Origin of the sequence: Bacillus sp. EB01, assembly GCF_000613125.1 — a bacterium.
Taxonomy (GTDB): Bacteria; Bacillota; Bacilli; order Bacillales; family Cytobacillaceae; genus Bacillus_D.
The window spans coordinates 56,857-82,461 of sequence record NZ_HG964497.1 but is presented as its reverse complement, the minus strand read 5'-3'; the positions used below and the strand labels follow the sequence as shown (position 1 = coordinate 82,461).

Here is a 25,605-nt window from a genome sequence, read left to right as displayed (position 1 = left end):
AGTGCTCTTTAATTCTAATACATCAGGTGTTTCTCTGTTCATTTTGGTTAAAAGGACCCATACATGATTGCCTTATATATGTGGATAGGGAAGAATATCTCACCAGATTGACTTATTCAGGGCAGCCAAATTGTATGCGATGGCTTTCTTTCCCCAACCCAAAATCGGAGTCACTTTCAACTTATTGTGGATTATTAATTCAAAGTTCAATTGCTTGCATAAATGAGAACGAATGATACGATAATAATATAGTCAGCAATAATTTAATCCGCAAATTAAGAGAATTCCGAAACGAAAACAATGGGCGGTTCTATGCTGAGTTAAAGCAAAGAACCGCCCGTTTTATTGGGAAAAATATTTGCGTTATTAAAAAATATTGCTTATTTATCATTATTCTTGACAAACAATAATTATTTTATAATAATGAGTTTGTGAACAGTAATACAATCACCATAGATTTTAAGGAGGAACTATACATGTCTCTTATTGGAAAACAAGTACAGCCATTTTTTGCAAAAGCTTACCAAAAAGGTGAGTTCATCGATGTAACTGATCAAAACTTCACAGGTAAATGGAGTGTTGTTTGCTTCTACCCAGCTGACTTCACATTCGTTTGCCCAACTGAACTAGAAGACCTTCAAAACCAATATGCAACACTAAAAGACCTTGGAGTTGAAGTTTACTCCGTTTCTACTGATACACATTTCACTCACAAAGCATGGCATGACAATTCTGATACAATCGGCAAAATTGAGTACATCATGATCGGCGATCCTTCCCAAAAGATCTCCCGTGGCTTTGATGTTCTTGATGAAGAAGAAGGACTTGCACAACGCGGTACATTCATCATCGATCCAGATGGCATTGTCCAGGCTGTTGAAATCAATGCAGACGGTATCGGCCGTGACGCTAGCTCACTTGTAAACAAAATCAAAGCGGCACAATACGTACGCAACAATCCAGGCGAAGTTTGCCCGGCTAAATGGCAGGAAGGCGGAGAAACACTTAAGCCAAGCCTTGACCTTGTAGGCAAAATTTAAGGAGCACGATAAACATGTTGTTAGATGCAGATATTAAAGCACAATTGGAACAATACCTCCAGATGATGGAGGGGGATGTACTGTTAAAAGTAAGTGCAGGGTCTGATGATGTATCTCGCGATATGCTGGCTCTCGTTGATGAACTTGCAACAATGTCACCGAGAATTAAAGTAGAGAAAGCAGAATTGGAGAGGACTCCAAGCTTTAGTGTCAACCGTATTGGTGAAGACACTGGAATCGTTTTTGCCGGGATTCCGCTTGGACACGAATTCACTTCCCTTGTTCTCGCTCTCCTGCAGGTTAGCGGAAGGGCTCCGAAAGTGGACCAGAAGCTGCTTGACCAGGCGAAAAGTATTAAGGGTGAATATCATTTTGAATCCTATATCAGCCTGACTTGCCATAACTGTCCTGACGTTGTCCAGGCATTGAATGTAATGAGCCTTGTTAACCCTGGGATTACTCATACGATGATCGATGGCGGAGCATTTAAGGAAGAAGTGGAAAGCAAAGGCATTATGGCAGTCCCGACTGTATTCCTTAATGGCGAATCGTTCGGGGGCGGCCGCATGTCCTTGGAAGAAATTCTTTCCAAGATTGGCAGTGCTCCGGATGCATCCGAATTTGCTGATAAAGAGCCATTTGATGTGCTTGTTGTCGGTGGCGGTCCAGCTGGTGCAAGTGCAGCTGTTTATGCGGCGCGTAAAGGCATTCGCACCGGTATTGTCGCTGAGCGTTTTGGCGGCCAGGTAATGGATACACTCGGCATTGAGAACTTCATTGGCACGAAATATACAGAAGGCCCTAAGCTTGCTGCCACCCTTGAAGAGCATGTGAAAGAGTACAATGTCGATATCATGAACCTTCAGCGTGCTGTTGGCCTTGAAAAGAAAGACCTTATCGAACTCGAGCTCGAAAATGGCGCAGTGCTGAAGAGCAAGACCATTATTCTTTCAACTGGTGCACGCTGGCGAAATGTCGGCGTTCCAGGCGAAGCTGAGTTCAAAAACAAAGGTGTGGCCTACTGTGCGCATTGCGACGGCCCATTATTTGAAGGAAAGCACGTTGCTGTAATCGGCGGCGGCAACTCAGGAATTGAAGCGGCAATTGACCTGGCAGGCATTGTAAAGCACGTAACAGTGCTTGAATACATGTCAGAGCTAAAAGCCGATACAGTTCTTCAGGACCGCTTATATAGCCTTCCGAACGTGACTGTCATCAAGAACGCTCAAACAAAAGAAATTACCGGAACAGACAAAGTCAACGGAATTTCCTATATTGACCGTGAAACAGAGGAAGAGCATCATGTTGAGCTCGAAGGCGTGTTCGTACAGATCGGCCTTGTTCCAAACACTGACTGGCTTGGAGACTCACTTGAGCGCACACGATTCGGTGAAATCGTAGTAGACAAGCACGGTGCTACCAGCATCCCAGGCGTGTTTGCTGCAGGAGATTGTACCGACAGTGCGTACAAGCAAATCATCATTTCGATGGGATCAGGTGCTACCGCAGCGTTGGGTGCATTCGATTATCTCATCAGGAATTAAATAATAAGAGGACACAATTGAGGTGACCTCTATGCAGAAAGCCGCTTGCTTACCCGCAAGCGGCTTTTTGTAATGTTTTTTATGTTTGATATGGAGTAGAGAAAAAGTAAAAAATTACATTTGTATTTATAGAGGACGGATAGTAAAATTTTTCTGTTAACCATCATGGATATACAGAAAAAGGGGAAGTCAAATGAGAAAGATTATAGTTAGGGCTGTACTGGTAGTTGTTATCTTGCTGGCTGGTTTTATTGGCGTTTTTACATACCAGCACAATAAAGAAAGAGAAGATTTTTATGCATTTAGAGAGTACTTGGACGAGGAATATTTCCCTGTCCTTCATAAGTTTAACGACCATGTTAATAGTGCGGTGGAAAACACAACTTATCTCGAATATTCGAGCTGGCAGGTTGAAAAAGGGTTTGAAGAAAATCTCGACATACAGAGTGAGCTAAAAGCGGCAAGAGAAAAAATCGTAAATCGGGATGTCAAGGAAGAGGACACCCAGGATTTAAAGAAAAGCGTTTTGAATACAATTACCGACCTGGAAGAAACCCTTGATTATATGTACAATGGATTAAATTATTCACAGGACTTTGAGTCGTTTGATTACATGTTCAGCGAAGAGATGAAAGACGTAAATGACCGTATTGACGAGATGAACGAAATACTAGGGATATATTACGAATAAAAAACAGAGACAGTTTTAGCAAGCCAAAGCAGTAGGCGAGCGAGGACGGGTTTCTATTATCTTATTAGTGACGGATAAAGAAAGAAGCTGAGCGATTTACTCGTTCAGCTTTTTTCTTTTAATACTAAAGCTTCAAGAACAAGGATTACAAATTATGCAGCTTATCCAAGTTATTTTTCGAATTTTTTATTATCCAACTTGTGTTCATGATTTAATTCAGGAGATCTTTGAATTATTTCTTTTTGTTTTTCATCTACTCTCGTTTCCCAAATACTATATTTCACGCTGTTTTGATTGTTGTTTTTACTAGGCATTTCAGTCACCTCCGCTTTTTTATCTTTGCTATTTGAATCAAAACTATACAATGGAAAGGGACCGAGGTTATATTTCTCTCATCGATATTTCCGGGAATGTAGTTAGCGAGTTTTACGTTAAATGAACAACCCTTCTTCATGTGCAAATAAAGATAACCACTGTGTGTTCCAATAAAAGCCTAAACACAGTACAAAAGAACGAGACGAGCCTTATATCCTCATAGGACTATATTCCTTTATTAATTACGGGCTATTTTTCGACATATAAGTCTAGGTGCAGGTTTGTTATTTTTAGAATATTAGGAAAAGATGGGAGGTGAACCTGGTACATAATCTTTCTGAAAAAATTAAATAAAAAGGAGCGAAACAAAATGAAGGCGTTTTCAAAACAGTTCGCAATTCTTTTAACTACATTTGTGTTAATTGTTTCTTCTTTCTTTATGGGTAATCCCGCCCATGCAGAGTCAGGAAAGAGATATTCAGAACCAAGGAATCTAGGTTCACTTATTCAAAGTGTAGCAGTCTATGACTCTACATATGGGGTTGAAGATGGACGGGATATCATGTACACAACTTCAAGCGGCAGCCCGGCTATCTTTCAGGTTGTAGACCTTAAAAGCCAGGAAGTTTTAAGAACTTATCCTTTAGAAGGAACGGGGGCCGTTTGGACACATATCACGGTACCAAATGGCAATGTCTACATTGGAGGCAATGGATATCTTTATGAATATTCTCCTGTAACGAAGGAAGTAAAGAACCTAGGGGGAATCGGTGAGAGTGTTGTATACGGCTTGTCCTATGATGAAGAAGGACGTGTCTATTTTGGCTCATTTCCAAATGCAAAAGCTGGCCGCTATGACCCAAAAACAGGTGAAATGAAGGATTATGGCAGTATTGCCCCCGGCCAAAGCTATTCCAGATCCACAGCCTACCATAATGGGTACTTGTATTTAGGCATTGGCGTTGAGAATGCAATCGTGAAATTGGATGTAGAAACGGGCGAATATGAAAAAATTAAGGTTCCTGACCATGTTGTTCCTGGCAGCAGTGTTTGGCAAATGGATGCGGCAGGCAAATATATCGTCGCAGGAGTTGGCGGCGGAAGTAACACCCTCCTGTTTTATGATACAGAAACTGGCCAATGGAGTGACAAGTACTACACAAACAGTAAAGGAATCCGATTAATACATGGCTTGCCTGGAAGTAACAAAGTATACTTCCTGCAAGGCAGTAAATTAATGGAAGTGGATTTTAATACGCTAAGCGCGACCGATACTAAAGTCGTGTTCGGAACTTTCTTGCGGAACACAGCTTGGGTTGAAGTAGAGAACGATCCAGACTTGCCGGGCAAATCTTTGGTTACTGTCCAATTTGGCGGCCAAGTCACGTATATGAACTTGCAAACTAAAAAAGTAAAAACAACTCAATTACCGATTGTAGGAAATCCAATTCCAATTCAAACGTTGGAAAAAGGGCCTGAAGGCAATTTATATTTAAGTGGCTACCCTGGTGGTAAAGGTGCCGTTTATAATCCGGAAACAAATGTAAACCGCAATTTCACGTTAGGGCAGGCAGAAGGTATGGTAGCTCTTGGTGATAAGATGTATTTTGGTGTTTATACTGGTGCTACCATTTTTGAAATGGATGCTACGAATCCAGCTTCAACGCCTAAACAGATTTACGATATCCCTCATCAGGACCGCCCATTTATTATGACTGCCGCTCAAAATAAATTATTCATTGGTACAATTCCCGACTACGGGTATCTTGGCGGCTCTTTAACTGTCCTGGATCCTGCCAATGTAAAAGACACAGCTGTATATCCAAATGTTGTCCATAATCAAGCCATCGCCGGGCTGGCAGAAGTGAATGGCAAGCTATATGGCTCTACAACCGTTGCCGGCGGATTGGGAATTGACCCAACTGAGCCTGCTGCAAAGATATTCGTTTGGGATATAGAAAAGGGTGAAAAAATTACTGAGTTTGTACCGGAGATACCAGGTGTCACAGTCCAGCCAAAAATGATTAGCGGGATGAGCCTTGGTCCTGACGGTTTGCTTTGGTCAGCAGCAGCAGGAGCAATTTTTGCAATGGATCCGGATACACTGGAAATTGTGAAAAGCAAAAACATCTTTCCTGAAGTAAAAGATTACGGAAGATGGAGACCAATCCATATTCGCTGGAGTGAGGATGGTCTTATGTACACAAATCTTGCTGGCAACTTAACGGAAATTGACCCTGTTACGTTGGAACATGAGGTGTTAACCAACACTGTGACTGAGCTAATGACAATCGGCAACGATGGAAATATCTATTACGTTAATAAAGTGGATTTAATGAAAATTGAAGTATCCGACACGCTAGAGTCAGCTTTGAAGTTTGTGGAACGGGAAACGGTTTATGGCAATATCACAAATTCAGTCAGTCAGCAGCTAATTAATTCACTGAAAACAGCCATCCATCATCGTGATATGGGAAGGCAGGAGGAAGCAAGCAAACATTTACAGGATGCTTTGAAACATTTGGATAATGCCAAAGAAACGGATATAGAACTAGACATGCGTGAACAATTACGGCATATTCTCACCTCTATTTAATAATTTATCGAAGAGGCCAGGCTAGACTTTAGTCTGGTCTTTTCCTGATAGTTTGCGAACAATATATCTGAGATAAAAATTCCTTTCCGAGTTCAAGTTGCTTACAGACCTTAGTTTGCAAAGGTTCCAAGTAAGCGTACTTTACTTGTTTTAAATATTTATGACCTTTTGGGCATGGTTAAGGGAAATGAGTAAACATTCCTATTTGCTGTTACAGTAGAAATATAATAGAGCAAATCAATCTTGCATTAGAATTTACGTTAGTTTTAAACATTTGTATAATATAATTTGCCGACTATTTAAAATATTCAGCAACTATCTACACTAAAAAGTTGAAAGGAGATGCTTCATTGCGAAATGAAACGATAAATCTGCTCCAAAGTCATCGATCCATCCGAAGATATAAACCTGATCCGATTCCTGAAGATGTTCTTACGGAAATTCTTGCTTGTGCCCAATGGGCTCCGTCATCCCATAATGTACAGGCATACAGTATTATTGTTGTAGATGATCAGGATAAAAAGGAAAAACTGTCCGAAATAGCGGGGAACCAAAAGTACGTAGCGGCCTGTCCTGTTTTTTTAGTGTTTTGCGCGGACTTTTATCGTCTCAGCCTAACGTGTGAAATGTGGGATACAAAATTTGAAATAAATGAGGTTGAAAACGTATTGGTCGCAGCGGTTGACACTGCGCTTGCTGCCGAAAATGCCTTTATTGCTGCAAAGGCTTACGGTCTGGGTGGTGTGATGATAGGGGGAATCCGCAATAATCCTGATAAGGTAAAAGATCTGTTAGGACTTCCGCCATATACTATTCCCATGATGGGGATGTGTCTTGGTTACCCTGACCAGGAACCGTGGCAAAAACCAAGGACTCCCATAGGAGCGGTTGTTCATTATAACCACTATAAACCGAAGGAGGCTATTCTTGAAGGGTTGGCAAATTATGAGGAAATTTCGTCTGATTACTACACAAGAAGAACAAATGGTGTACGCACTGAAGGGTGGACGAAACAAATGGCTGAATACTTAAGTAAACCACGTCGTGTACATTTAAAGGATTTTATTAAAAAACAGGGCTTTAATTTTGATTAATTGTAAATTGAACTTGCCTAAAATAATTTGAAAATTTATAATAATCATAATACTAAAGGGAATATGATTAAAAAGGAGGGATGAGCAACCAAAATTACACGGTAAAAGATTTTGCAACACACCCTGCACCAATGCGAACATTACCCAAGTATTGCTGTAAAATGGAATGCTGTTCCGTTCAACGGAACAAACAAAATTTCACTTTCCTATCTGGAAGGGATGAATCAAGGGGGTAAATCATGGAGACAGCTGTTCAAAAGAATATTGAAACAGAACCTGGTAAGATTACTGGCTATCAGTGGAAAACGCTCTGGGCTTCGACGATTGGTTATGCAATGGATGGTCTGGATATGATGATACTTGCATTCACGATGCCGCTTATTATTGCTTATTTTGGAATCAATGCTGCACAGGCGGGCAGTGTTTCTACGATCACACTGCTTGGTTCTGTGCTTGGCGGAATTGTCTTTGGTATCTTAGCAGATAAATATGGACGCGTTCGCGTGTTTACCTGGACTATTTTAATTTTTTCAGTGTTCACCGGCTTATGTGCTCTGTCCCCAAATCTTGAAACATTGGCTGTTTTCAGGTTCCTTGCCGGACTTGGACTCGGCGGTGAGTTCGGGATCGGAATGACGCTTGTCAGTGAAGCGTGGCACAAGAAGTATCGAGCCAGGGCTACGGCAGTTGTTGCAACCGGGTTCCAGTTTGGTATCGTCCTTGCAACATTGGCTGTCCTTTTCATTTCCCCTAAATTCGGCTGGCAGGGAGTATTTGTGGCAGGAGTGCTCCCTGCAATCCTGGCATTCTGGTCCCGCCGGAACCTCGAAGAACCGGAAGTTTGGACAAAAATGAAAAATGAAAACAAAAATAATGTCTCCGTCGGACATTTGTTTTCATCAGCCAAAACAACAAAAATTACTCTCGGCTTAATCGTTGCTACCAGTGTCCAAAACTTCGGTTTTTATGGAATTATGACCTGGATGCCTACCATGCTCGCAACTGAAATGGGTGTAACGTTCAACAAAACCACATGGTGGACGGTTATTACGATTACCGGAATGATCATTGGAATAATGGTATTCGGCTACTTGGCTGACAGAATTGGCCGCAGGCCTTCGTATCTGATATTCCTGGTGGCTTCGGCAATCATTGTCTGGATTTATTTCCAGCAATCGTCAATGGCTGTCCTCTTGGCACTTGGCGGAATCCTTGGATTTTTCGTAAATGGAATGATGGGCGGTTTTGGTGCCTTGCTTGCTGAACATTACCCGACCGAAGCCAGATCGTCAGCTGAGAATATCATCTTCAATATCGGCAGAGCTGTGGCGGGCTTTGCACCATTCATTATCGGATATATCTCTTTGAATCATTCATTAAGCTATGCCCTTAGTCTAATTTCAGGAATCTATGTTTTATCTGCACTCGCATTTCTATTTTTGATTCCGGAAACAAAAGGAAAGGAACTTACTTAATAACGGCCTTCCCTGTCTGAAATCTGGACAGGGAAAATTATTCTTTTAAAAATGGAACGTTGTCCCGTACAACAGAACGATACTACAGAACAAAGGAAGACGAATAATGGAGTGGTTAAACCGTTTTACAGAGGTCATGGATTGCATAAGTGAACACCCAATTGATGGAATAGGCATCAGCGATCTGTCAAGGGAAACCAATCTAAGCAAAAGTACAATCCACCGTATGCTTTCCAGCATGGTCCATCACCAACTCGTGACGCAAAATTTTCAAACGAAAAACTATATGATGGGTCCTAAGGCGATGTTTTGGGGTAGCCGTTTCCTGCGTTCACAGGACCCTATTGGTTTGATGGGGCAGTATTGCGAGGAAGTTTCAAGAGCAACTGGCCTATATTCGTACTTAAGCAGATTCCAGGGTGATCAGGTCTATTGTATCCATACCCACCAGCCTTCCGATTTGCGGAATAAGTTCTTCGTGCATGTTGGCCAGCGGATGCCCTTTTATTGCACTGCAGCTTCAAAAGCGATTTTGGCCTATAAAGAACAACACATCATTGATTCCTGCCTTGGGAAGGAATCGATTAGGCCAATCACGCCTCATACATTGACAGATATCGCAGCATTGAAACATGAGCTAAGCAGGGTCCTTCATCAAGGGGTGGCTTTCTGTCTGCAGGAGTTGGAAGTTGGCGTTTCAGCGATTTCTGTCCCTATTTTCCATGAAGACAGGGAAACATCGTTGAGCATTAGCGTTGTGGGAGAGAACACCTACATAGAACAGGAAGAGGATGCCATCATCCGGGAATTAAAAGCTGTATCGCAAAAAGCAAGTGAGCATTTAAAATCCATGCATTTGCTTACCTCCATCAAACTGTAAAAAGGAGTAAGAAAATGAGTGAACCAATAAAAGTAGCTGTAACGGGAGATTCTTTCATTACCCAGAGGCTGCCGAGAGACGAAGTAAATTTAAACAAGATAAAGGAATTTCTTTTGGACTGTGACGTCAGGTTTACGAATTTTGAAGTCGTCCTGCACAATTTTGACCAGGCGCCATCAGCAACAAGCGGAGGTACGTGGGCAGCAGCCAGGCCGAACGTTTTAAAAGACCTCAAATGGTTGGGGTTCAATTTGCTGGCCTGTGCTAACAATCATAGCCTTGATTGGCTGCACGGTGGGTTGCTTTCAACAATTCATGCGCTTGAAAAAGATGATTGGGTATTCGCAGGAATTGGAAGGAATTTGGCTGAAGCAGGGCAGCCAAAATACCTCGAAACCAAAAACGGAAGGGTTGCCCTGATTTCAGTAACATCTTCTTTTGACCAATGGCACAAGGCAGGGGAGCAGAGGCCAGATGTACCTGGAAGGCCGGGTGTGAATTCGCTCGGACATAAACAAGTACACAGAATCAGCAGCGAAACCATGCAGAATCTAAAACAAATCGATGCAAGCACTGATGTAAATGCTGCAAGGAATTTGAATGTTAGTGAAGGATTCTGGAAAGACCACAGCGGATCCTATCAATTTGGGAATCTTCTTTTTGAAGAAGGTGAGCCGGGGACCGAAACCTATATGGACCAGGAAGACGCGAAAAGGATTGCTAAGGCAATCAAGGAGGCAGCCAGGCAAGCGGATACCGTGTTTGTCAGTCTTCATGCCCATGAAATGAAAGGGACCAATAAGGATAAACCGGCTGGTTTTTTAAAGGAATTCAGCAGGTTTTGCATAGACGAAGGAGCGCACGCCGTCATCGGGCACGGCCCTCATATTCTACGTGGAATACAGATTTATAGGAACAGGCCGATTTTTTACAGCTTGGGAGATTTAATTTTTCAAAATGATACCGTAGAAAAGCAGCCTGCTGAATTTTATCAGCTGTACGATCTTGATTCCCGCCATACGACGGCTGACGGGATGGATGCCCGCAGCAAGAAAGGAACGAGGGGCCTTGCTGCCAATCGAAAGGTGTTTGAATCAGTTATTGCTTCTTTTTCAATAGAAGAGGATTTAATTACAGGGATAGAACTCTTGCCCATCACTCTTGGTTTTGAAAAAAGCAGAGCTGGAAAAGGGAGGCCGTCATTTGCAAACGAAGTGGATGGCGAACGGATTCTGAATGAACTTGCTGAGCTTTCTTCGGAGTTTGGTACAACGATACAGATTGAAAGTGGCAAAGGATATATTGCGATAGCCTCTGGCTAATAAGGGAGGGCACTCCTATGGATAAACGGAAACGATATGAAACACTGCTCGCGAAAATTAACCAGTATAATTCAGGGCAAAAGGGTATCACCAGGATTGCCTATTCAAATGAAGAACAGGCTTGTACACATGCTTTGATGAGAATGTGCAAGGACGCGGGGATGTCTGTCAAATTGGACAATGCCGGCAATCTGATTGCGCGTAGGGATGGGAAAAATAATACACTGCCGCCTGTCGTTATTGGTTCCCATATCGACTCGGTTTACGAAGGAGGCAAGTATGATGGTGTTGTAGGAGTCGCGGCGGGACTAGAGATCATCAACCGGCTAAATGACCGGGGAATCACAACTGAACATCCGATTGAATTAATTTCGTTCGCCTGTGAGGAGTCAGCGAGATTTGGTGTTGCGACTCTCGGAAGCAAAGCAATGGCTGGCCGCATAGACAAAGGCAAGCACCGGACTCTTAAAGACCGTGACGGGATTACAATTGAAAAAGCATTTTCCCTTTGCGCCCTTGACTTTGACAGCATTAATGAAGCACACAGGGAAAAGGAGACTTTTAAAGCATTCTTTGAAATGCATATAGAACAGGGGCCTGTCCTTGAAACCGAACAAAAGAAAATTGGGATTGTAACAGGTATTGCTGCTCCAGCCAGATTTATTGTGACTATTTCGGGAAAAGCTTCTCACTCGGGCACGACTCCAATGGATATGAGGCAAGATGCACTTCTAGGTGCTGCTGAAATTGCACTTGAGCTGGAAAAGGCCGCAAAAAAGGAAGCAGACTTTGGGACTGTTGCAACAGTCGGGGTGTTGGCTGTCCATCCAGGAGCGATGAATGTTATCCCGGGAGAAGTCGAAATGAAAATTGATATCCGATCTTCCTCTTTAGAATCCAGGCATCGGGTGCTGGATTGTTTACACGAAACCCTGGCCACGGTACAAAAGGAAAGGCAGCTTGGTATAGATTGCAAAGAAATTAGTCTTGAGGAACCTGTCCTTTTGTCTGAAGAAATATGCGGGGAACTTGCAAAGATATGTGAAGAAAAACAGCTTCCTTATCGGTTGATGCAAAGCGGAGCGGGGCATGATGCCATGAACATGACTGGTTTCGGGCCGGTTGGCCTTGTTTTTATTCCATCAGTTGATGGTCTTAGCCACCATCCGAATGAGCATACAGACTTTGATGACATCATGCTTGGGGTCGATGTTCTTGAGGAAGCGGTGCTCTGTTACGCAAAAGTATCATCCTCTTCACTTGAAGTTGGAGGCCAGCTATGAAGCTTACTAAGGCAGAAATACTATCGAATGATTATATTAGCCGCCGTTATTGCCATATGAAAATCAGAATTCCTGACTGGACAGTAGCTGATGTTAAACCAGGACAATTTTTTCATATAAGGACAACGGATGATTATTCTCCGCTGCTGAGGAGGCCATTTAGCATCTACCGAATTAATAACAGGGATAACATATTGGAATTTCTTTATTTGGTTAAAGGTGCGGGGACGAAAAAATTGGCTGAGAGGAAACCTGGCGAGCTCCTGGACATTCTTGGGCCGCTCGGAAATACGTTTACACTCGGAGATGGGGGCAAAGGCCTGCTGCTGATTGCAAGAGGTGTCGGGATAGCGACTCTTTCAGCACTTGCCTATAAGGCAGGTGAAACGGGGATTCCATGCTATTCAATTCTAAGTGCCCGATCCCGGGAAGATATTTTAGTAGAGAAAGAGCTTAATAAAGCTGGGGTTATTACGTTTGTTGTTCATGACGGGAACGGTTCCAGCGATCCGGCAGCCGTGAGGACGCTTGCCAAAGAAATCATTCGTACCCGGCAAATCGATGCTGTTTATACTTGTGGTTCCCAAAGGCTGGCCCTGTTAACGAGGGAGCTTGCTGAGCGATATATGTTATTTTCGGAAATTGCTCTTGAAGAAAATATGGGCTGTGCGATGGGTGCTTGCTTTGCCTGTGTTTGTGATATTAAAGAAGGCGATGAAATTCGGACGATCCGCCTTTGCCAGGATGGTCCGGTACTGCCACTGGAAAAGGTGGTGTTCTTATGAGGAATATGGAAGTCTCAATTGGCAGCCTTACGCTGAAAAATCCAATCATGCCGGCATCAGGAACTTTTGGTGAAGAGATGGCAGGGGTGCTTGATTTCAATCAGCTTGGCGCCCTGCTGCCGAAAAGCATAACCAAAACGCCGAGGAAAGGCAATCCGACACCACGGATTTGTGAAACAACCGGGGGAATGATTAATTCGATAGGCATTCAAAGCAAAGGGCTGGATTATTATCAAAAGGTGGCGGTCCCATTTTATGGGCAATTTAAAAGTCCGCTGATTTCGAGCATCTCGGCCGACAGCATTGAAGAATTTGCGGAAATGAGTGAAAAGCTGGCAGCCATGGAGGAAGTAGCCGCACTTGAACTCAATATCTCCTGCCCTAATTTAAAAAATAACGGGGTTGCCTTCGGGATGGATGAAACGATAACCCGCCAGCTCGTCAAAGCGGTCCGTCAGGTGACCGACAAACCTGTCATTGCCAAGCTGTCCCCGAACGTGACCGATATTGGACGCATCGCCAGGGCTGCTGAAGAAGGCGGGGCGGATGCCCTTACCGTTGCAAATACGTTTGTTGCCATGGCAATTGACGTCCATACAAGGAAGCCGAAAATCGGCAATATGATTGGCGGCATATCAGGCCCGGCAATCAAGCCGCTTGTTGTCCGGTTGATACATCAGGTTTACAAGGTTTGCAGGCTGCCTATCATTGGCTGTGGCGGTGTTATGAACGGGGAGGATGCAATTGAGATGATGCTGGCCGGTGCAACAGCAATACAGGTGGGCACCGCCAATTTTATCAATCCGACTGTGATGCTGACGATCTTGCAGGAAATAAATGAGTATATGGAGATGTATGACATTAATAGTTTAAAAGAAATCATCGGCCAAGTGGAAGGGAGCGGAAAGCATGGCGTGGGATCATATCATTAAAAATGGCTTCATTTATTCAGGAACGGAATTTGTCAAAGGGAATTTGTATATTAGGGACGGGAAGATTGCTGCTGTTTCTGAAACAGAACTAGCGGGGGGAGCGGCCAAAACGACAGATGCCGAAGGAAAGTATGTACTTCCAGGCTTCATTGACACACATGTCCACTCAAGGGACCCTGGTGCTGAGTACAAGGAAGATTTTTATCACAGTACGAGAGCGGCTGCCGCGGGCGGAGTCACGATGGTTTTCGAAATGCCAAATACGAATCCGCCAATCAACAATGTTGATAACCTTCTCAAACAGAAGGAAAATCTATCTGCAAAAGCCCATGTGGATTTTGGAATTTGGGCGATTTGCCTTGGCGATTTGAACAGAAAGGACATTGTCCCCCTGCATGAAGCGGGCGTCATCGGCTTTAAGTTCTTCTGGGGTTATGCGATCAACAGTGAGACATATCAGTTGATGTACAACTACAAAGAAGGAGAAAAAGGTGTGATCCCGCCGCTTCCCGATGGAGAGGTATATGATATCTTCAAGGAAGTTGAGAAAACTGGCCAGATTCTTGCCATCCATGCTGAAAACAATGAACTTATCCAAAGGCTGACACAGCAGGTGGAGATATCAGGAAGGCGCGATTATGAAGCATTGCTTGAAGGCAGGCCGAACCTTGCCGAAGTATTGACAGTTCAAACAGGGATTTCGATGGCAAAAGAGCTCGGGACACGCCTGCATATCCTACACGTAAGCGCGGGAGAATCTTTACGCCTCGTTCGTGATGCACAAAAGGAAGGCTATCCGATTACATCGGAAACATGTCCTCATTTCCTGTTTTTGAGCAATGAGGATTATGAAAAAGTCGGACCACAAATGAAGGTGTATCCGCCCGTAAAATATAAGGAGGATCAGGATGAACTGTGGAGCGGTATCCAGGATGGTACGGTCAGCATTGTATGTTCCGACCATGCCCCACATACTGAGGAAGAAAAAGACGGTGACTTATGGTCAATTCCTGCTGGCATGTGTGGTGTTGAAACCCTAGCTCCGCTCATGCTGAATGCTGTCAGCAAAGGAAAAGTTACTTTAAAACAGGTTTGCGAGGTATTATCCGGAAACCCTGCCAGGCAGTTTGGTATTTATCCGCAAAAAGGCTCGCTGGCCGTGGGAACGGATGCAGATATCACCATCGTAGACATGGAGAAAGAAATGGTCATTAAAAGAGAAAACCTCCATAGTAAAAGCAAGGTTACCGCATTTGACCAGTTCCCTATAAAGGGGGTTCCCGTCCAGACCATTGTCAGGGGAGTTACTGTCATGGAAGATGGGAACATCGTATCAGGTCCAATCGGAAAGATGGTCGTGCCAGAGGCTAACAGTGAAAAGGTTTTCAGTGGAAATAAATAAGGGGGACGGAACATTTGGATAAAGTTGAAAAAGTCAAAGTAGCTGCTGAATTATTTGAGCTTGTTCAGTTTTATTACGTAAACCGCGACCGCCCTGTGACTTCTGACATGGATTTCTATGCAGAAGTTAAACGGTGCTGCGAAATACTCGACCTTGATTATAATGAATTCATCAATGAATTCAAATTAAAATTTTAAAGTCTGCAAATCGGGTCGGCCCTGGGATGCCGAATGATAGATTGGTAAATGACAGCTTTCAATTTTTAGAAGGCTGTCATTTTACTTAGAATAAACCCGGGAAAAGGTGACCTTTTCTTACTTTAGAAATAATAATCAAAAAAAGGTTCTCTGCATCGCAGAAAACCTTTTTTCGTATTCTAGTTTAATTTGTATATCCAGCTTCAATTGAATCAAGATTACCGTGTAATGTATCTTTCATCGATTGCTCAATACTGCTGTTATCCAAATGCTGACGGAAATCATCGAGATGCTTTAATGCTTGTTTTGTTCTTCCTTTTTCATAATGGTGCTCAGCCTGTGCTAATCGATTGGTCAATTGTCTGGCCAAAGAATGGGGAATGGTTCCCGCTTCTTCAAGCTTTAAAATTTGTTGTGAGAGTGTATCTGTTGTTACTTCGATTGTTACCTTGATTGTATTGGTAGTGAGTTCTTCTCCGTTATAGGAAACCTTCGCATATATTTCTGTCGTCCCAGCATTTTTAGCTGTGATTTTACCATCATTCAAGTCGGCGGCAGCCGGGTTGGAATTAAACCATTCAATGTCGGTTCCCTTTAAATTGATGGTGTTTCCATTTACGAGCGTTACAGTCAAATCAATGTATTGATCGGTGCCTTGCAGCATCGATTCATTTTTGATAGATAAGATGCCCTTTTCTAATGGAACTGGTAACTGATATAAATTTTCATCGGCTGTGTAGTAGATATTACCTTCATCATCGAGGTCCATTAATTGGACCGTACCCGGAACCAGAACCTTGCTTTTCATTGTTTCTGGGTCGATGACCGTCAATTTCCTGGCTGCTGTTGTATACAGGTAGCCCTGTTTATCCCAGCGAAGAAAGAACGGCCTCCACTGGCTTCCTCTATTTACACCTTTATGAATCTGGGTACTTTTCACGATTTCTCTGCTGTCGGGATTCATTGCAAAGACCACTGTGTTATAGGCACCAGCCTTATCTAAGCCCCACGCTACACCCCAAAGGTTTCCATCGGGTCCGACTGAAAGCTCTCCAATCATTTCGGGCTTTTCTAATCCTTCAACACGAAGGTAAAATACTTCATGTGTACCAGTTTCAGCATTATATTCAAACATTTTAGCTTTTGGCTCGGTAGGGGTGATGCCAAGGCCGCCAGCTGTGGTTGATCCGCCAAACACTGTTCCATTATGGTAAGCTAACCCAATGATGCTTTGGTTTTCTATGATATTGCGAATCGTGTTCCATTTGCCTGTTTCAGAGTCATATACTGTTAACGCTCCGCCTAACCGTCCATAATCGGAAATGGTTCCTACAAAGAGCTTGTTATCACCTGATGTAAAAGTGAAAGGCCTGCTCTGGTCATCCCCGATATCATATACCATCTCGGGATTATCACCTTTTACACCACCTGAGTAATGAAACGGCAGTTCTGGGTCATATTTAAAAATTCTCGCACCGCCATAGGTGCCTAGGTAAACATCACCATTTAGGAATCCAATCCCTTCGATCTGGTGCGGATCGCGTTCGTGAAGGATATACTCGTCACTAGCCGTATCAAAAACACCAAATGACCCCTGGTAACCGCCCATATAAATCTTTTGGTCTTCACCAATTTCAAGGCTTTGCATTAATAGTCCCTGCATGGCTACTTCAGGATAGCTGACCTTGACAGTATTTGTTGTCGGGTCGTAAAGTGAATATTCAATCTGGTGATGTAAAATCGCCAGTACATCTTTGCCGCTTTCATCCTTAATCCAGCGGATCGCTTTCGCCGGTGTAGGCGGCAATTGGACAGTCGGTTCTACCTTTGCCTGCTCATGTGTCCTCATATCATATGTCCACAGCTGCTGAGTATTTTTATTAATGTAATAGATGATATTTTCGTCATAAGGAGAAGGAGGGGAGATAAGCCCGTCAAACGTATGTTCATCCTGCCAATTCATTGTATTTTTCTCTTCCCCAGTTGTTTTATCAATGGTAACAAGGGAAGTTCCGTAGGCGACAAAAATATTGCTGCCATATTCCCAAATATTTGATATTTGCGTAGATACTCCTGTTATAGGCGTCTTAATCTCTGTTCTTTCACCGGATTGTAAATCCATCTTCATTAAATAAGCAGTAGTGCCAGTTCCCACATATAGGCTTTCATCGGTAATCCCAAGCCCGCGGGCATACTGCTGGCCTTCGTAAAAAGTGCCTAAGTCTTTGAATTGGGAGGAGTTGATATCATACTCAAACACCTTTGCATTTGGATATGTAGCTCCGTAAATCTTTCCGTCTTTTGAGGCCTCCAGCTGCCAAACCCAATTATCGGAAGGGTTTTTCCCCAGCTGTTCAAGTCGTTTTTCTTTTACAACATAACGGTATAAAATTCCGTTATAAGTACCTGCGAAATAAACATTGCCGTCCGTACCGATGACCATTGCCCAGACTACATCACTTCCAGGCAGGTCCTGTGAAAAGATTTTTTTACCGGTTACAGCATCAGCGGCATAAAAGGTGGCAGGTGAACCGTTTGTTGCGTAGTAAAGCTCGCCATCACCAATTGCTACTCCTTGGGATTTAGCCGCTAAAGCAGCAGGGCCATGATTGATTGGCTCTCCAAATTCGAAAGGGAAATCGAGGACGCTTGATTCCTTCTCAAAAAGCTTTACTTCATCATAGTAACCTTTCATCTTGGATGTGGTGGGCTGATAAATGAAGACCTTTAGCCCGGTTGCACCTGTTGGGGCAGTTACTTCGATTTCAACCGTTTGCCATTCATTTAATGCTGGGACATCAAAGTATCTTGGAGTGTCTGTGAAATTCTTTCCCTGGTCATTGTACCAGCGCAGCCAGATCCCTGGTTTGCCTGTTAACTCCTTAACATGAAGCTTTGCTGTTAATTTATATTGGCCTCCTTCGGTGACATCAATTTCCTGACTAAATAATCCTATGGATCCGGTATTATTCACGGCCAAGCTCTGATTACCTGCATAGACGACTTCATTGGAGATGCTCATTCCAGATTTAAGGCCGCCGGACCAATAGACCCAGGAAGGCAGATTTGTTCCGGATGATGGTTTTGCCTCAAAACCTCCATTTTGAACACTTAGCTCTTTCCAACGATCGGCTTCAGCTGCTGAAGTTGATTGCCGGGAAAAGGGGAGGGTAGATGAGATTAGCAGTGCTACGAGCAGTGTTACCATAAGTTTCTTAACTAGTTTCTTCAATAGTAGCCATCTCCTATAAAAATAGTAGTTTGTAAGCGGATACACTTTAGTGCGAACGTGTACTCTTTTTGCACCTCCAATCATCATGCCGCACTGAGCGAAACGTCCCAATTATCTGAAAATTATTTCAGTTAAAGAGTATATAACTTCTAACGTCTTTTAAATGACGATAATCATTTTAGTGCTATAGTAGGGTGTTAAATCGAACAAGTTTATAAAGAAAAAGGACTATATCCCTATAAAGGATAAAGCCCCTTTTGCTTATTTATTTTTTCCCGAAAGTTGATTTCATGCGTAAGACAGGATTATCTTCTATAGAATCATCCCACTCGAGTACTTGCCCATAATCTAGTAAGACGTTTCGTAATTTGTCATATGGAACGTCTTGTACAGTGGTTTTATTTTGATGCGCCAAAGCAGCAGCCACACCTGCCGATTGGCCTAGAATCATAAATACCGGCTCCATTCGGATCGAGCCATAGGCAATATGTGAACTGGACAAACAAACTGGGACTAGTAAATTAGTACACTCATTCCTTTTTGGACGAATTGAACGATACGAAATGGGATAAGGTGAAATCGGTATTTCAACATCTCCTTCATTATAAACCCTGCCGTCTATAACGACTCTTCTGCAATGATGGGAATCCATTTGATAGGAAGCGAGGCCAATTGAATCTTCGGCTGAAAGGTCGCCAAGACAATTCCGGTCGGTCATCACATAGTCCGAAACCATTCTTCTTGCTTCCCGAATATAAAGCTGGTGCGGCCAATGTCCGGTCTCTTGAAATTCATCCCCAGCCAGTCCCCACTGGGATACTTCATCGCGAATCGCCTGGGGCACTCGCTCATCATTAGCTAAGAAATAGAGGATTCCAAGATTGTATGTAAAATGGTCCTGGAAAATCCTTTCACGAGTTTGATAGGTTCCATCCGGCCATTCATAATTCATCCCAATATGGTCGGTTGAGAAACCGCCATAATTATTTAAGTCCGTTTTTCCATTAGGCAGCATGGTATGTAGGTTCATCGCGTCCCAAACACCAGAATGGATATAACGCAGTAACAGCATATAGCGTTCCGGATCATAAGAAGGAGGTTCTGGAAATGGAATCCTGTTTTCCTGTTTCTTCGTTAAGCAAATCCGGAAGTTATAAGCCTGGATTCGATGATCTCCCTGGCCTTGATAGCCAAGCGTGTCATGGCTTGATTCCGTAATGCCAGGTAAAACTCCGCTCGAAGGAACGTCTTCGTGAACATAGGGGGAAATCCATTTTTCAAATTGATGGTGTGGGTGTCCAAACTGTATTCCATTATAAGTCTCTTTATAGGTCGCATTCGATTCCCTGCCTACAAAATAAGAAACACCAGCTTTAGCCATCAAATCCCCTTCATAGCTGCAATCAATGAAAAAGTCTGCCTGATAGGTAGTCCCATCTTCCATACTTATTTCTTTAACTCTGAAATTCTCTGATTTTACATCTTCTAAATGCTGATTATAAAATACATCAATTTCGTATTCCTTTAACCATTTTTTAAAAACATAGAGGGCTGCTTTCGGTTCAAACGTCCATTGCTCTTCTGTATTGTAGTACTTTCCCAACTCTCTGAAGAATTCCCTGGACAAACCGCCAATGGCCTCTTTCGCTCCAGCATCGGAAGCCCCAAGCCCGCTCGCTGTGATGCCGCCAATATGTTGGCCAAACTCAGCAATGGCTACAGTCATTCCCATTCGTTTCGCTTGAATCGCTGCTGTGATTCCGGCAGGAGTTGCGCCATAAACTATTAAGTCTCTTTCAATTATTAATGGTTCACTTGCCTTCGGGGTAGGTTCATAATAATGCAACTGGCTGAAATCCATATAAATACCTCCTTGATCGGATACTCGGCTTTCCTTAAAGTGTATGGCAATGATTTGATTAATCAAGACTTTAAATGGACTTTAAATACTAAGCTAGAAAAGGCAGGATAGTTTCAATAGCATCTGAAATAGACTAATAACAAGGAATATGGGGAACTGACCTTGAAGGATATTGTACATGTGCTATTGTCCATTTGAATGATCTTCAAACAGAAGTCAGCGATTCGATTGATTTACCTTGTTCCCGAGATTGAAGGGGAGTTTCATTTTTCAGTGTCCCGGACAGGGTGACTTGTCTTTAAAAAGGTAACAGAGGAGCCGTCTCAGTTCCCGACCAGAGTGACCTGGGGGTTAAAAGGTAAGAAGACATCAAATAAGCAGGATCGGTTCAGAAACTGACTGGATGAATACAAAAAGAGTGCCCCGAGATAATCGGACACCCTTCAACACATTAAATATTTAGATTCATCGGTTTCCTGCGGCTGTTAATTCTGTGAAGTGCCCGGTTGCTGCAATACGTAATCACTACTGCCATCACGCTTCCAGTAAACACAGGGATGATCCCCGGCACGAACCTAATGATAATCGTCAACAGCATAAAAGATGTAATAATAAGAATGGTTTCTAGCAGGGAACCTGCGCCTAATAAAAAAGATTGCTTAATATACTGAAAAAATTTCATTTCAAATTGAGTGTAAACAGGAAAGAAATACAATAAAGTCAGGAAATAGGAAATGGCAACAAATCCAATGACAGGATATAACAATTGAAGTTTCTCACCGTTCATTTGTATAAACAAGAAATCATAAACAATGATGTAGCCAATTGCGATGAAAAACAAACCAAATTTATTGAGCGAGATGAAATCTTTTTTATAAATTTTCCAAAAGGCAGGAAAGATTCTTCCTACTGGTTCTTTTCGAAGCCATTTTTGAACGATGGAAAACATTGCTCCTGTAGAAGGGAAGAGACCAAAAAGTACCAATCCGCAAAGTGTGAAGAAAATCCAAAGAATATTTAAATAAGCTATCTTTACCATCCACGTCGCAAAGCTATTAAATTTCTCCCAGTTACCCAATTTAACACCTCATTATCATAAAAAGTATTCAGGCCCTAGCTTTACTACTAATGAGACTATTTAAAGACGTTTAATAGACTTGTCACTTAATTTATTTAAAAATAAGATAGAGATATAAAGTTTAGTTGTATTATAGCATAATCCGGATGGGTTACTATACCATTAATGGGAATAACGGGGGATGGTGGGAAATGGCGGAATACCGATTGTTGCAGGAGGAAGATGATTTTAAGCAGGCCAGTGATTTGGCAGATAAGGTTTTTCGAAAGGCTGGACATGTCTCGATGGGAGTAGCCTTTCCGCAGGTGTTTTCACCGGCGCTGAACCAATCATATGGTGCTTTTATTGATGGGAAATTAGTTAGTTTTATCGGATTAGTACCATCGCTCCTTCACATTGATAGAGCTGAAGTTCAGGCTTATTCAATCGGTGCTGTCTGTACCGATCCGGCTTACCGGAGACAGGGGTTGGCCAATACCCTTTTGCAAATGATTTTTGAACATGTCAACAAGTCAGGGGCATCTGTTTTATTTATTTCCGGTGATTTACCGATTTACCTGAAACAAGGATGTACCTTCTATGGGAAGATGAATCAATATACCATTCGCCCGGGTGACTTGGAAGCAGAGGATACCTATTCAATCCGGGAACTCGGTCCTTACGACTGGTTTCAAATGAGGAAATTAAGCCATAACCGTACCATCAGGTATGAACAAAGTATCTATGAATTAGCTCTTCTAAATGAAGCAGCTGGGTTTGCAAGTATTTTTAAAATGAATCATAAGGTTCTAGTAGCTGAAAAGGACCGGGAACTAAAAGCCTTTTTAGCATTTGGAATGCCATATCAAAAGCAGGAAGTTATTGATTCCCGGGTTGTTGAATGGGGAGGAGACCCTCTTGCCGTCCGTAGCTTGCTTGGAGCGGCGTTTACTTATGAGCTCAATTCTTTGGTAGTGAATGTTCCAACTTTTGAAAGGGAACTAAACAATCAACTCGAATTTCTGCCGAAAACTGAACTTCAATATCCAGGAACCATCAAAGTAATGAATCTTGATTTATTACTTTCCCAGCTCGGCCCTTACTTTGAAAATAAGTTGACCATTTCAGATGTTGATCAAAACCATAAAGAACTTAAAGTAAACGGGAATTCCATTATCCTTGGCAATCAGGACCTGGAAGAACTGATTTTAAAAGGAACAAAAGATGTCAGCATACCTTTACCGGATGTTTTTCCAATCCCGTTTCCTTTCCCACAAGGCCTTAATTATGTGTAATTGAAATAAAGTGTGAACAAAATAGAAGGTCTTTTAATTAAAGACACTTTATAGACTTGTCACAAAAATTCAAAAAATTTAAAATACATGTAGTTGAAGTTTTTTTAGGACCATTTGTTAACGCTTTCAAACCTGTGATTACAAGGCGGGATTTTTAAGGAGGGGATTGAAAAAGAACTTAAGTCATAGTCTTGTAGATTCTGTTTCTAAAACTAAAATAGGGGGATTACATTACATGAAAAAGAAAAGTTTATGGTTTATGGTGCTTATGCTGGCGTTCAGTTTAGTGCTTGCGGGCTGCAGCGATGAGGCTGGAACAAAATCAAAAGATGGAAAAGTCGAAGGTGAAATAACCGTTTGGGTACATCCTTATACTGGTGATGCGAAAAAAGAAGAGGATATGTGGAAAGAGATTACTGCGAATTATAATAAGCAATTTCCTGATGTTAAGGTAAATATTGAGACGATTCCTTGGTCCAACCGCGATCAGAAAGTCCTGACTGCATTGGCGGCAAACAATGGCCCAGATGTATTTTATGCGATTCCTGACCAAATGCCGCAATATGCCGATGTAGGCATGCTTTTGGAACTCGATCCTTATTTGGAAAAGAAAGATCTTGAAGGCTTTGTTGAGTCCTCATTGGTATCAACTGAGTGGAAAGGCAAGCGCTATGGATTGCCAATCCTGCAAGAAGCGTATACATTTTTCTACAATCTCGATGTTGTAAAAGCGATTGGCGAAGACCCGGCAAAACTTCCAACTACTTGGGAAGAGTTTGAAGCTTGGGCAGCTAAAGCAAAAGCAAAAGATTTCTATGCATTGTCTTATGCTGGCGGCGGTTCCATGAACGGAACGATTTACCCATGGATTTGGCAAGCTGGCGGAGGTGTTGTTACAGCTGATAATGAAGTGCTCATCAATAATGCTGACAGTGTGAAAGCATTCGAAATGGTTAACAACTTGTATAAAAACAAGTATATTCCGGAAGATTCCGTAACAGCGAGCAACCATAACGAACTTTGGATGGGCGGAAAAATCCTAGCCATTCTTGGCTCCGGAATTGATGTCACAAATCTTCAAAAAGAAGGTAAATTTGAGTTTGCATTTGCACCGCCATTAAAAAATAAAGAACAGTTAACATATGGTACAACTGGTATGTTTGTTGTTCCGTCCAACAGTGACAATCCAGATGCAGCAGCCGAATTTGTAAAATCCATTACAACCGCTGAAAACCAGCGGATCTTTAACACAGTAACTCAATATATCCCGACTCAAGAAGAAGCGAAGGATATCTTTGATTCAAACAAGAATATGAGCCAATTGGCATCTTATACACAATACGCTTTACCAGGTGTCATCCATCCAAAAGGCCGTGCAATCATGCCATTTATCCAGGCTGAGGTTCAAGCGATGATGGCTGGAGAAAAAACTCCTCAAGAAGCAGCGGATGCAGCTGCAGAAGCTATTAAAGCCGAGTTGGCAAAGCCATAGACCATTAGCTTCCTTATTATAAGAGAGTTTTATTCCAACGTGAATAAAACTCTCTGTTACTTTGAAAAGTACAGGTGGCAGGCAGGGCATATGCTCATTTGCTGCCTAATTATAAACGAAATAAGGTGATTGCTTGGAAAAGGTCATAACAGTAAATAATAACAAATTGCCTTTGGAAAATGGCCCCCAGTTTAAGCGGCCTTTAACAAAAAGAATCAAGGATGAATGGAAAAAGAACTCGATTGTCTATATTATCCTTACTCCGATCTTAATTCATTTTCTTATCTTTCAAATTATTCCCTTTGTGTATAGCTTTGTCTTAACATTCCTTCAATATCGAATTATCGGTACGTCTGAATTTGTAGGCTTACGGAACTGGGAGCAATTATTCAACGATAAAATTGCCTGGAAATCGATTTGGAACACTGTTCTGTTTTCCATTTATTATATCGTCCCTACCATGGCACTTGGCTTAATCCTGGCACTCATTTTAAAAACGGGAATGCGGATGACAAAGTTTTTTAAAGGGGTATTCTTCCTGCCAGTGGTTACCTCGTTTGTTGTAATAGCCGGTATTTGGGAATGGTTATTTTCCGGGACGAAATCAGGTTTTGTTAACTACTTATTAAGCTTTATCGGTATTGATACTCAATTGTTCCTGTCAGACTCCTCCCAGGCACTGATAGTACTGGCCGGCTTAAGTGTATTTAAAGTCGCGGGAAGTACTATGATCTATTACTTTGCTGGACTGCAGTCAATTCCAAAAGAAATGTATGAAGCAGCAAAAATCGATGGTGCATCATCTTTTAAAGCCTTTTGGAAAATTACCTTCCCATTATTGAAACCCATTCATTTCTATGTGTTGATTATCACGACGATTGGGTCTTTCCAAATCTTTGATTCAGCGTTCCTGTTGACAGGTGGAGGGCCAAACTTCTCAACAAGCACTATTGTTTACTATTTATACACAATCGGATTTACAAATTTGAACTTTAGCTATGCAGCCGTTTTATCCTATGTCCTCTTTGTGATCATCTTGATTATCTCGCTTATTCAGAGGAAGTTGGTAGGAAAGGATCAAGGTATTTATTGATGAAGCTGCTTAGTAGGGG

Annotated in this window: 20 protein-coding genes; 16 read left to right on the top strand and 4 right to left on the bottom strand. The window is 42.3% G+C overall.

The window, feature by feature from the left end; genetic code table 11:
• Positions 1-476 precede the first annotated feature (476 nt).
• From ahpC to TY16_RS00350, 3 genes are all read left to right on the top strand, one after another.
• Positions 477-1,040, top strand: a complete 564-nt coding sequence (gene ahpC / locus TY16_RS00360; RefSeq protein WP_043929683.1) for an alkyl hydroperoxide reductase subunit C — start codon at positions 477-479, stop codon at positions 1,038-1,040.
• 14 nt (positions 1,041-1,054) lie between these two features.
• On the top strand, positions 1,055-2,584 hold the full coding sequence (ahpF, locus tag TY16_RS00355) for an alkyl hydroperoxide reductase subunit F (RefSeq protein ID WP_043929681.1): 1,530 nt from the start codon (positions 1,055-1,057) through the stop codon (positions 2,582-2,584).
• A 193-nt stretch (positions 2,585-2,777) separates the two neighbouring features.
• A complete protein-coding gene (locus TY16_RS00350; protein ID WP_043929680.1) occupies positions 2,778-3,275 on the top strand; it encodes a hypothetical protein in 498 nt (165 codons plus the stop codon).
• 170 nt (positions 3,276-3,445) lie between these two features.
• Here the strand turns inward: TY16_RS00350 and TY16_RS25990 are convergent, their stop codons facing one another.
• The gene (locus TY16_RS25990) at positions 3,446-3,589 is read right to left on the bottom strand and encodes a hypothetical protein (RefSeq protein ID WP_155922097.1); all 144 of its coding nucleotides are present in this window, start codon (positions 3,587-3,589) and stop codon (positions 3,446-3,448) included.
• Positions 3,590-3,960: 371 nt separating this feature from the next.
• On the opposite strand from TY16_RS25990, the gene TY16_RS00345 reads away from it, so the two are divergent.
• The 10 genes from TY16_RS00345 to TY16_RS00300 all read left to right on the top strand — a co-directional run bounded on the left by TY16_RS00345 (position 3,961) and on the right by TY16_RS00300 (position 15,556).
• Positions 3,961-6,186, top strand: coding sequence for an FIMAH domain-containing protein (locus tag TY16_RS00345; RefSeq protein WP_043929679.1), 2,226 nt, complete (start codon positions 3,961-3,963; stop codon positions 6,184-6,186).
• A gap of 350 nt (positions 6,187-6,536) precedes the next feature.
• Positions 6,537-7,280: an oxygen-insensitive NADPH nitroreductase gene (gene nfsA / locus TY16_RS00340; RefSeq protein ID WP_043929677.1), complete on the top strand. Its 744-nt coding sequence runs from the start codon at positions 6,537-6,539 to the stop codon at positions 7,278-7,280.
• Positions 7,281-7,519: 239 nt separating this feature from the next.
• Entirely contained in the window at positions 7,520-8,755 is a 1,236-nt protein-coding gene (locus tag TY16_RS00335) for an MFS transporter (RefSeq protein WP_043929675.1), read from the top strand.
• A 106-nt stretch (positions 8,756-8,861) separates the two neighbouring features.
• Positions 8,862-9,635, top strand: a complete 774-nt coding sequence (locus tag TY16_RS00330; RefSeq protein ID WP_043929674.1) for an IclR family transcriptional regulator — start codon at positions 8,862-8,864, stop codon at positions 9,633-9,635.
• Between the two features lie 14 nt (positions 9,636-9,649).
• Positions 9,650-10,957: a CapA family protein gene (locus TY16_RS00325; RefSeq protein ID WP_043929673.1), complete on the top strand. Its 1,308-nt coding sequence runs from the start codon at positions 9,650-9,652 to the stop codon at positions 10,955-10,957.
• A 17-nt stretch (positions 10,958-10,974) separates the two neighbouring features.
• The gene (locus TY16_RS00320; protein WP_043929671.1) at positions 10,975-12,240 is read left to right on the top strand and encodes a M20 family metallo-hydrolase; all 1,266 of its coding nucleotides are present in this window, start codon (positions 10,975-10,977) and stop codon (positions 12,238-12,240) included.
• The gene (locus TY16_RS00315; protein ID WP_043929670.1) at positions 12,237-13,025 is read left to right on the top strand and encodes a dihydroorotate dehydrogenase electron transfer subunit; all 789 of its coding nucleotides are present in this window, start codon (positions 12,237-12,239) and stop codon (positions 13,023-13,025) included. The genes TY16_RS00320 and TY16_RS00315 overlap by 4 nt, the downstream gene beginning before the upstream one ends.
• Entirely contained in the window at positions 13,022-13,957 is a 936-nt protein-coding gene (locus TY16_RS00310; protein ID WP_043929669.1) for a dihydroorotate dehydrogenase, read from the top strand. The genes TY16_RS00315 and TY16_RS00310 overlap by 4 nt, the downstream gene beginning before the upstream one ends.
• Positions 13,935-15,359: a dihydroorotase gene (locus TY16_RS00305; RefSeq protein ID WP_043929668.1), complete on the top strand. Its 1,425-nt coding sequence runs from the start codon at positions 13,935-13,937 to the stop codon at positions 15,357-15,359. Before TY16_RS00310 ends, TY16_RS00305 begins: the two co-directional genes overlap by 23 nt.
• Before the next feature lie 14 nt (positions 15,360-15,373).
• Positions 15,374-15,556, top strand: coding sequence for a hypothetical protein (locus TY16_RS00300; protein ID WP_043929667.1), 183 nt, complete (start codon positions 15,374-15,376; stop codon positions 15,554-15,556).
• 184 nt (positions 15,557-15,740) lie between these two features.
• Here the strand turns inward: TY16_RS00300 and TY16_RS00295 are convergent, their stop codons facing one another.
• From TY16_RS00295 to TY16_RS00285, 3 genes are all read right to left on the bottom strand, one after another.
• Entirely contained in the window at positions 15,741-18,788 is a 3,048-nt protein-coding gene (locus TY16_RS00295) for an FIMAH domain-containing protein (protein WP_043929666.1), read from the bottom strand.
• 265 nt (positions 18,789-19,053) lie between these two features.
• The gene (locus TY16_RS00290; RefSeq protein WP_043929665.1) at positions 19,054-20,649 is read right to left on the bottom strand and encodes an FAD-dependent oxidoreductase; all 1,596 of its coding nucleotides are present in this window, start codon (positions 20,647-20,649) and stop codon (positions 19,054-19,056) included.
• Positions 20,650-21,100: 451 nt separating this feature from the next.
• Entirely contained in the window at positions 21,101-21,727 is a 627-nt protein-coding gene (locus tag TY16_RS00285; protein WP_043929664.1) for a YesL family protein, read from the bottom strand.
• A gap of 191 nt (positions 21,728-21,918) precedes the next feature.
• Here TY16_RS00285 and TY16_RS00280 point away from each other — a divergent pair, with 191 nt between their 5' ends.
• The 3 genes from TY16_RS00280 (at position 21,919) to TY16_RS00270 (ending at position 25,586) form a co-directional block, all read left to right on the top strand.
• Positions 21,919-23,001 carry a GNAT family N-acetyltransferase gene (locus tag TY16_RS00280; RefSeq protein ID WP_043929663.1) on the top strand — a complete coding sequence of 361 codons (1,083 nt, stop codon included), beginning with the start codon at positions 21,919-21,921 and terminating at the stop codon, positions 22,999-23,001.
• A 235-nt stretch (positions 23,002-23,236) separates the two neighbouring features.
• Entirely contained in the window at positions 23,237-24,493 is a 1,257-nt protein-coding gene (locus TY16_RS00275) for a sugar ABC transporter substrate-binding protein (protein WP_043929662.1), read from the top strand.
• A 133-nt stretch (positions 24,494-24,626) separates the two neighbouring features.
• A complete protein-coding gene (locus TY16_RS00270) occupies positions 24,627-25,586 on the top strand; it encodes a carbohydrate ABC transporter permease (protein WP_081772832.1) in 960 nt (319 codons plus the stop codon).
• Positions 25,587-25,605 lie beyond the last annotated feature (19 nt).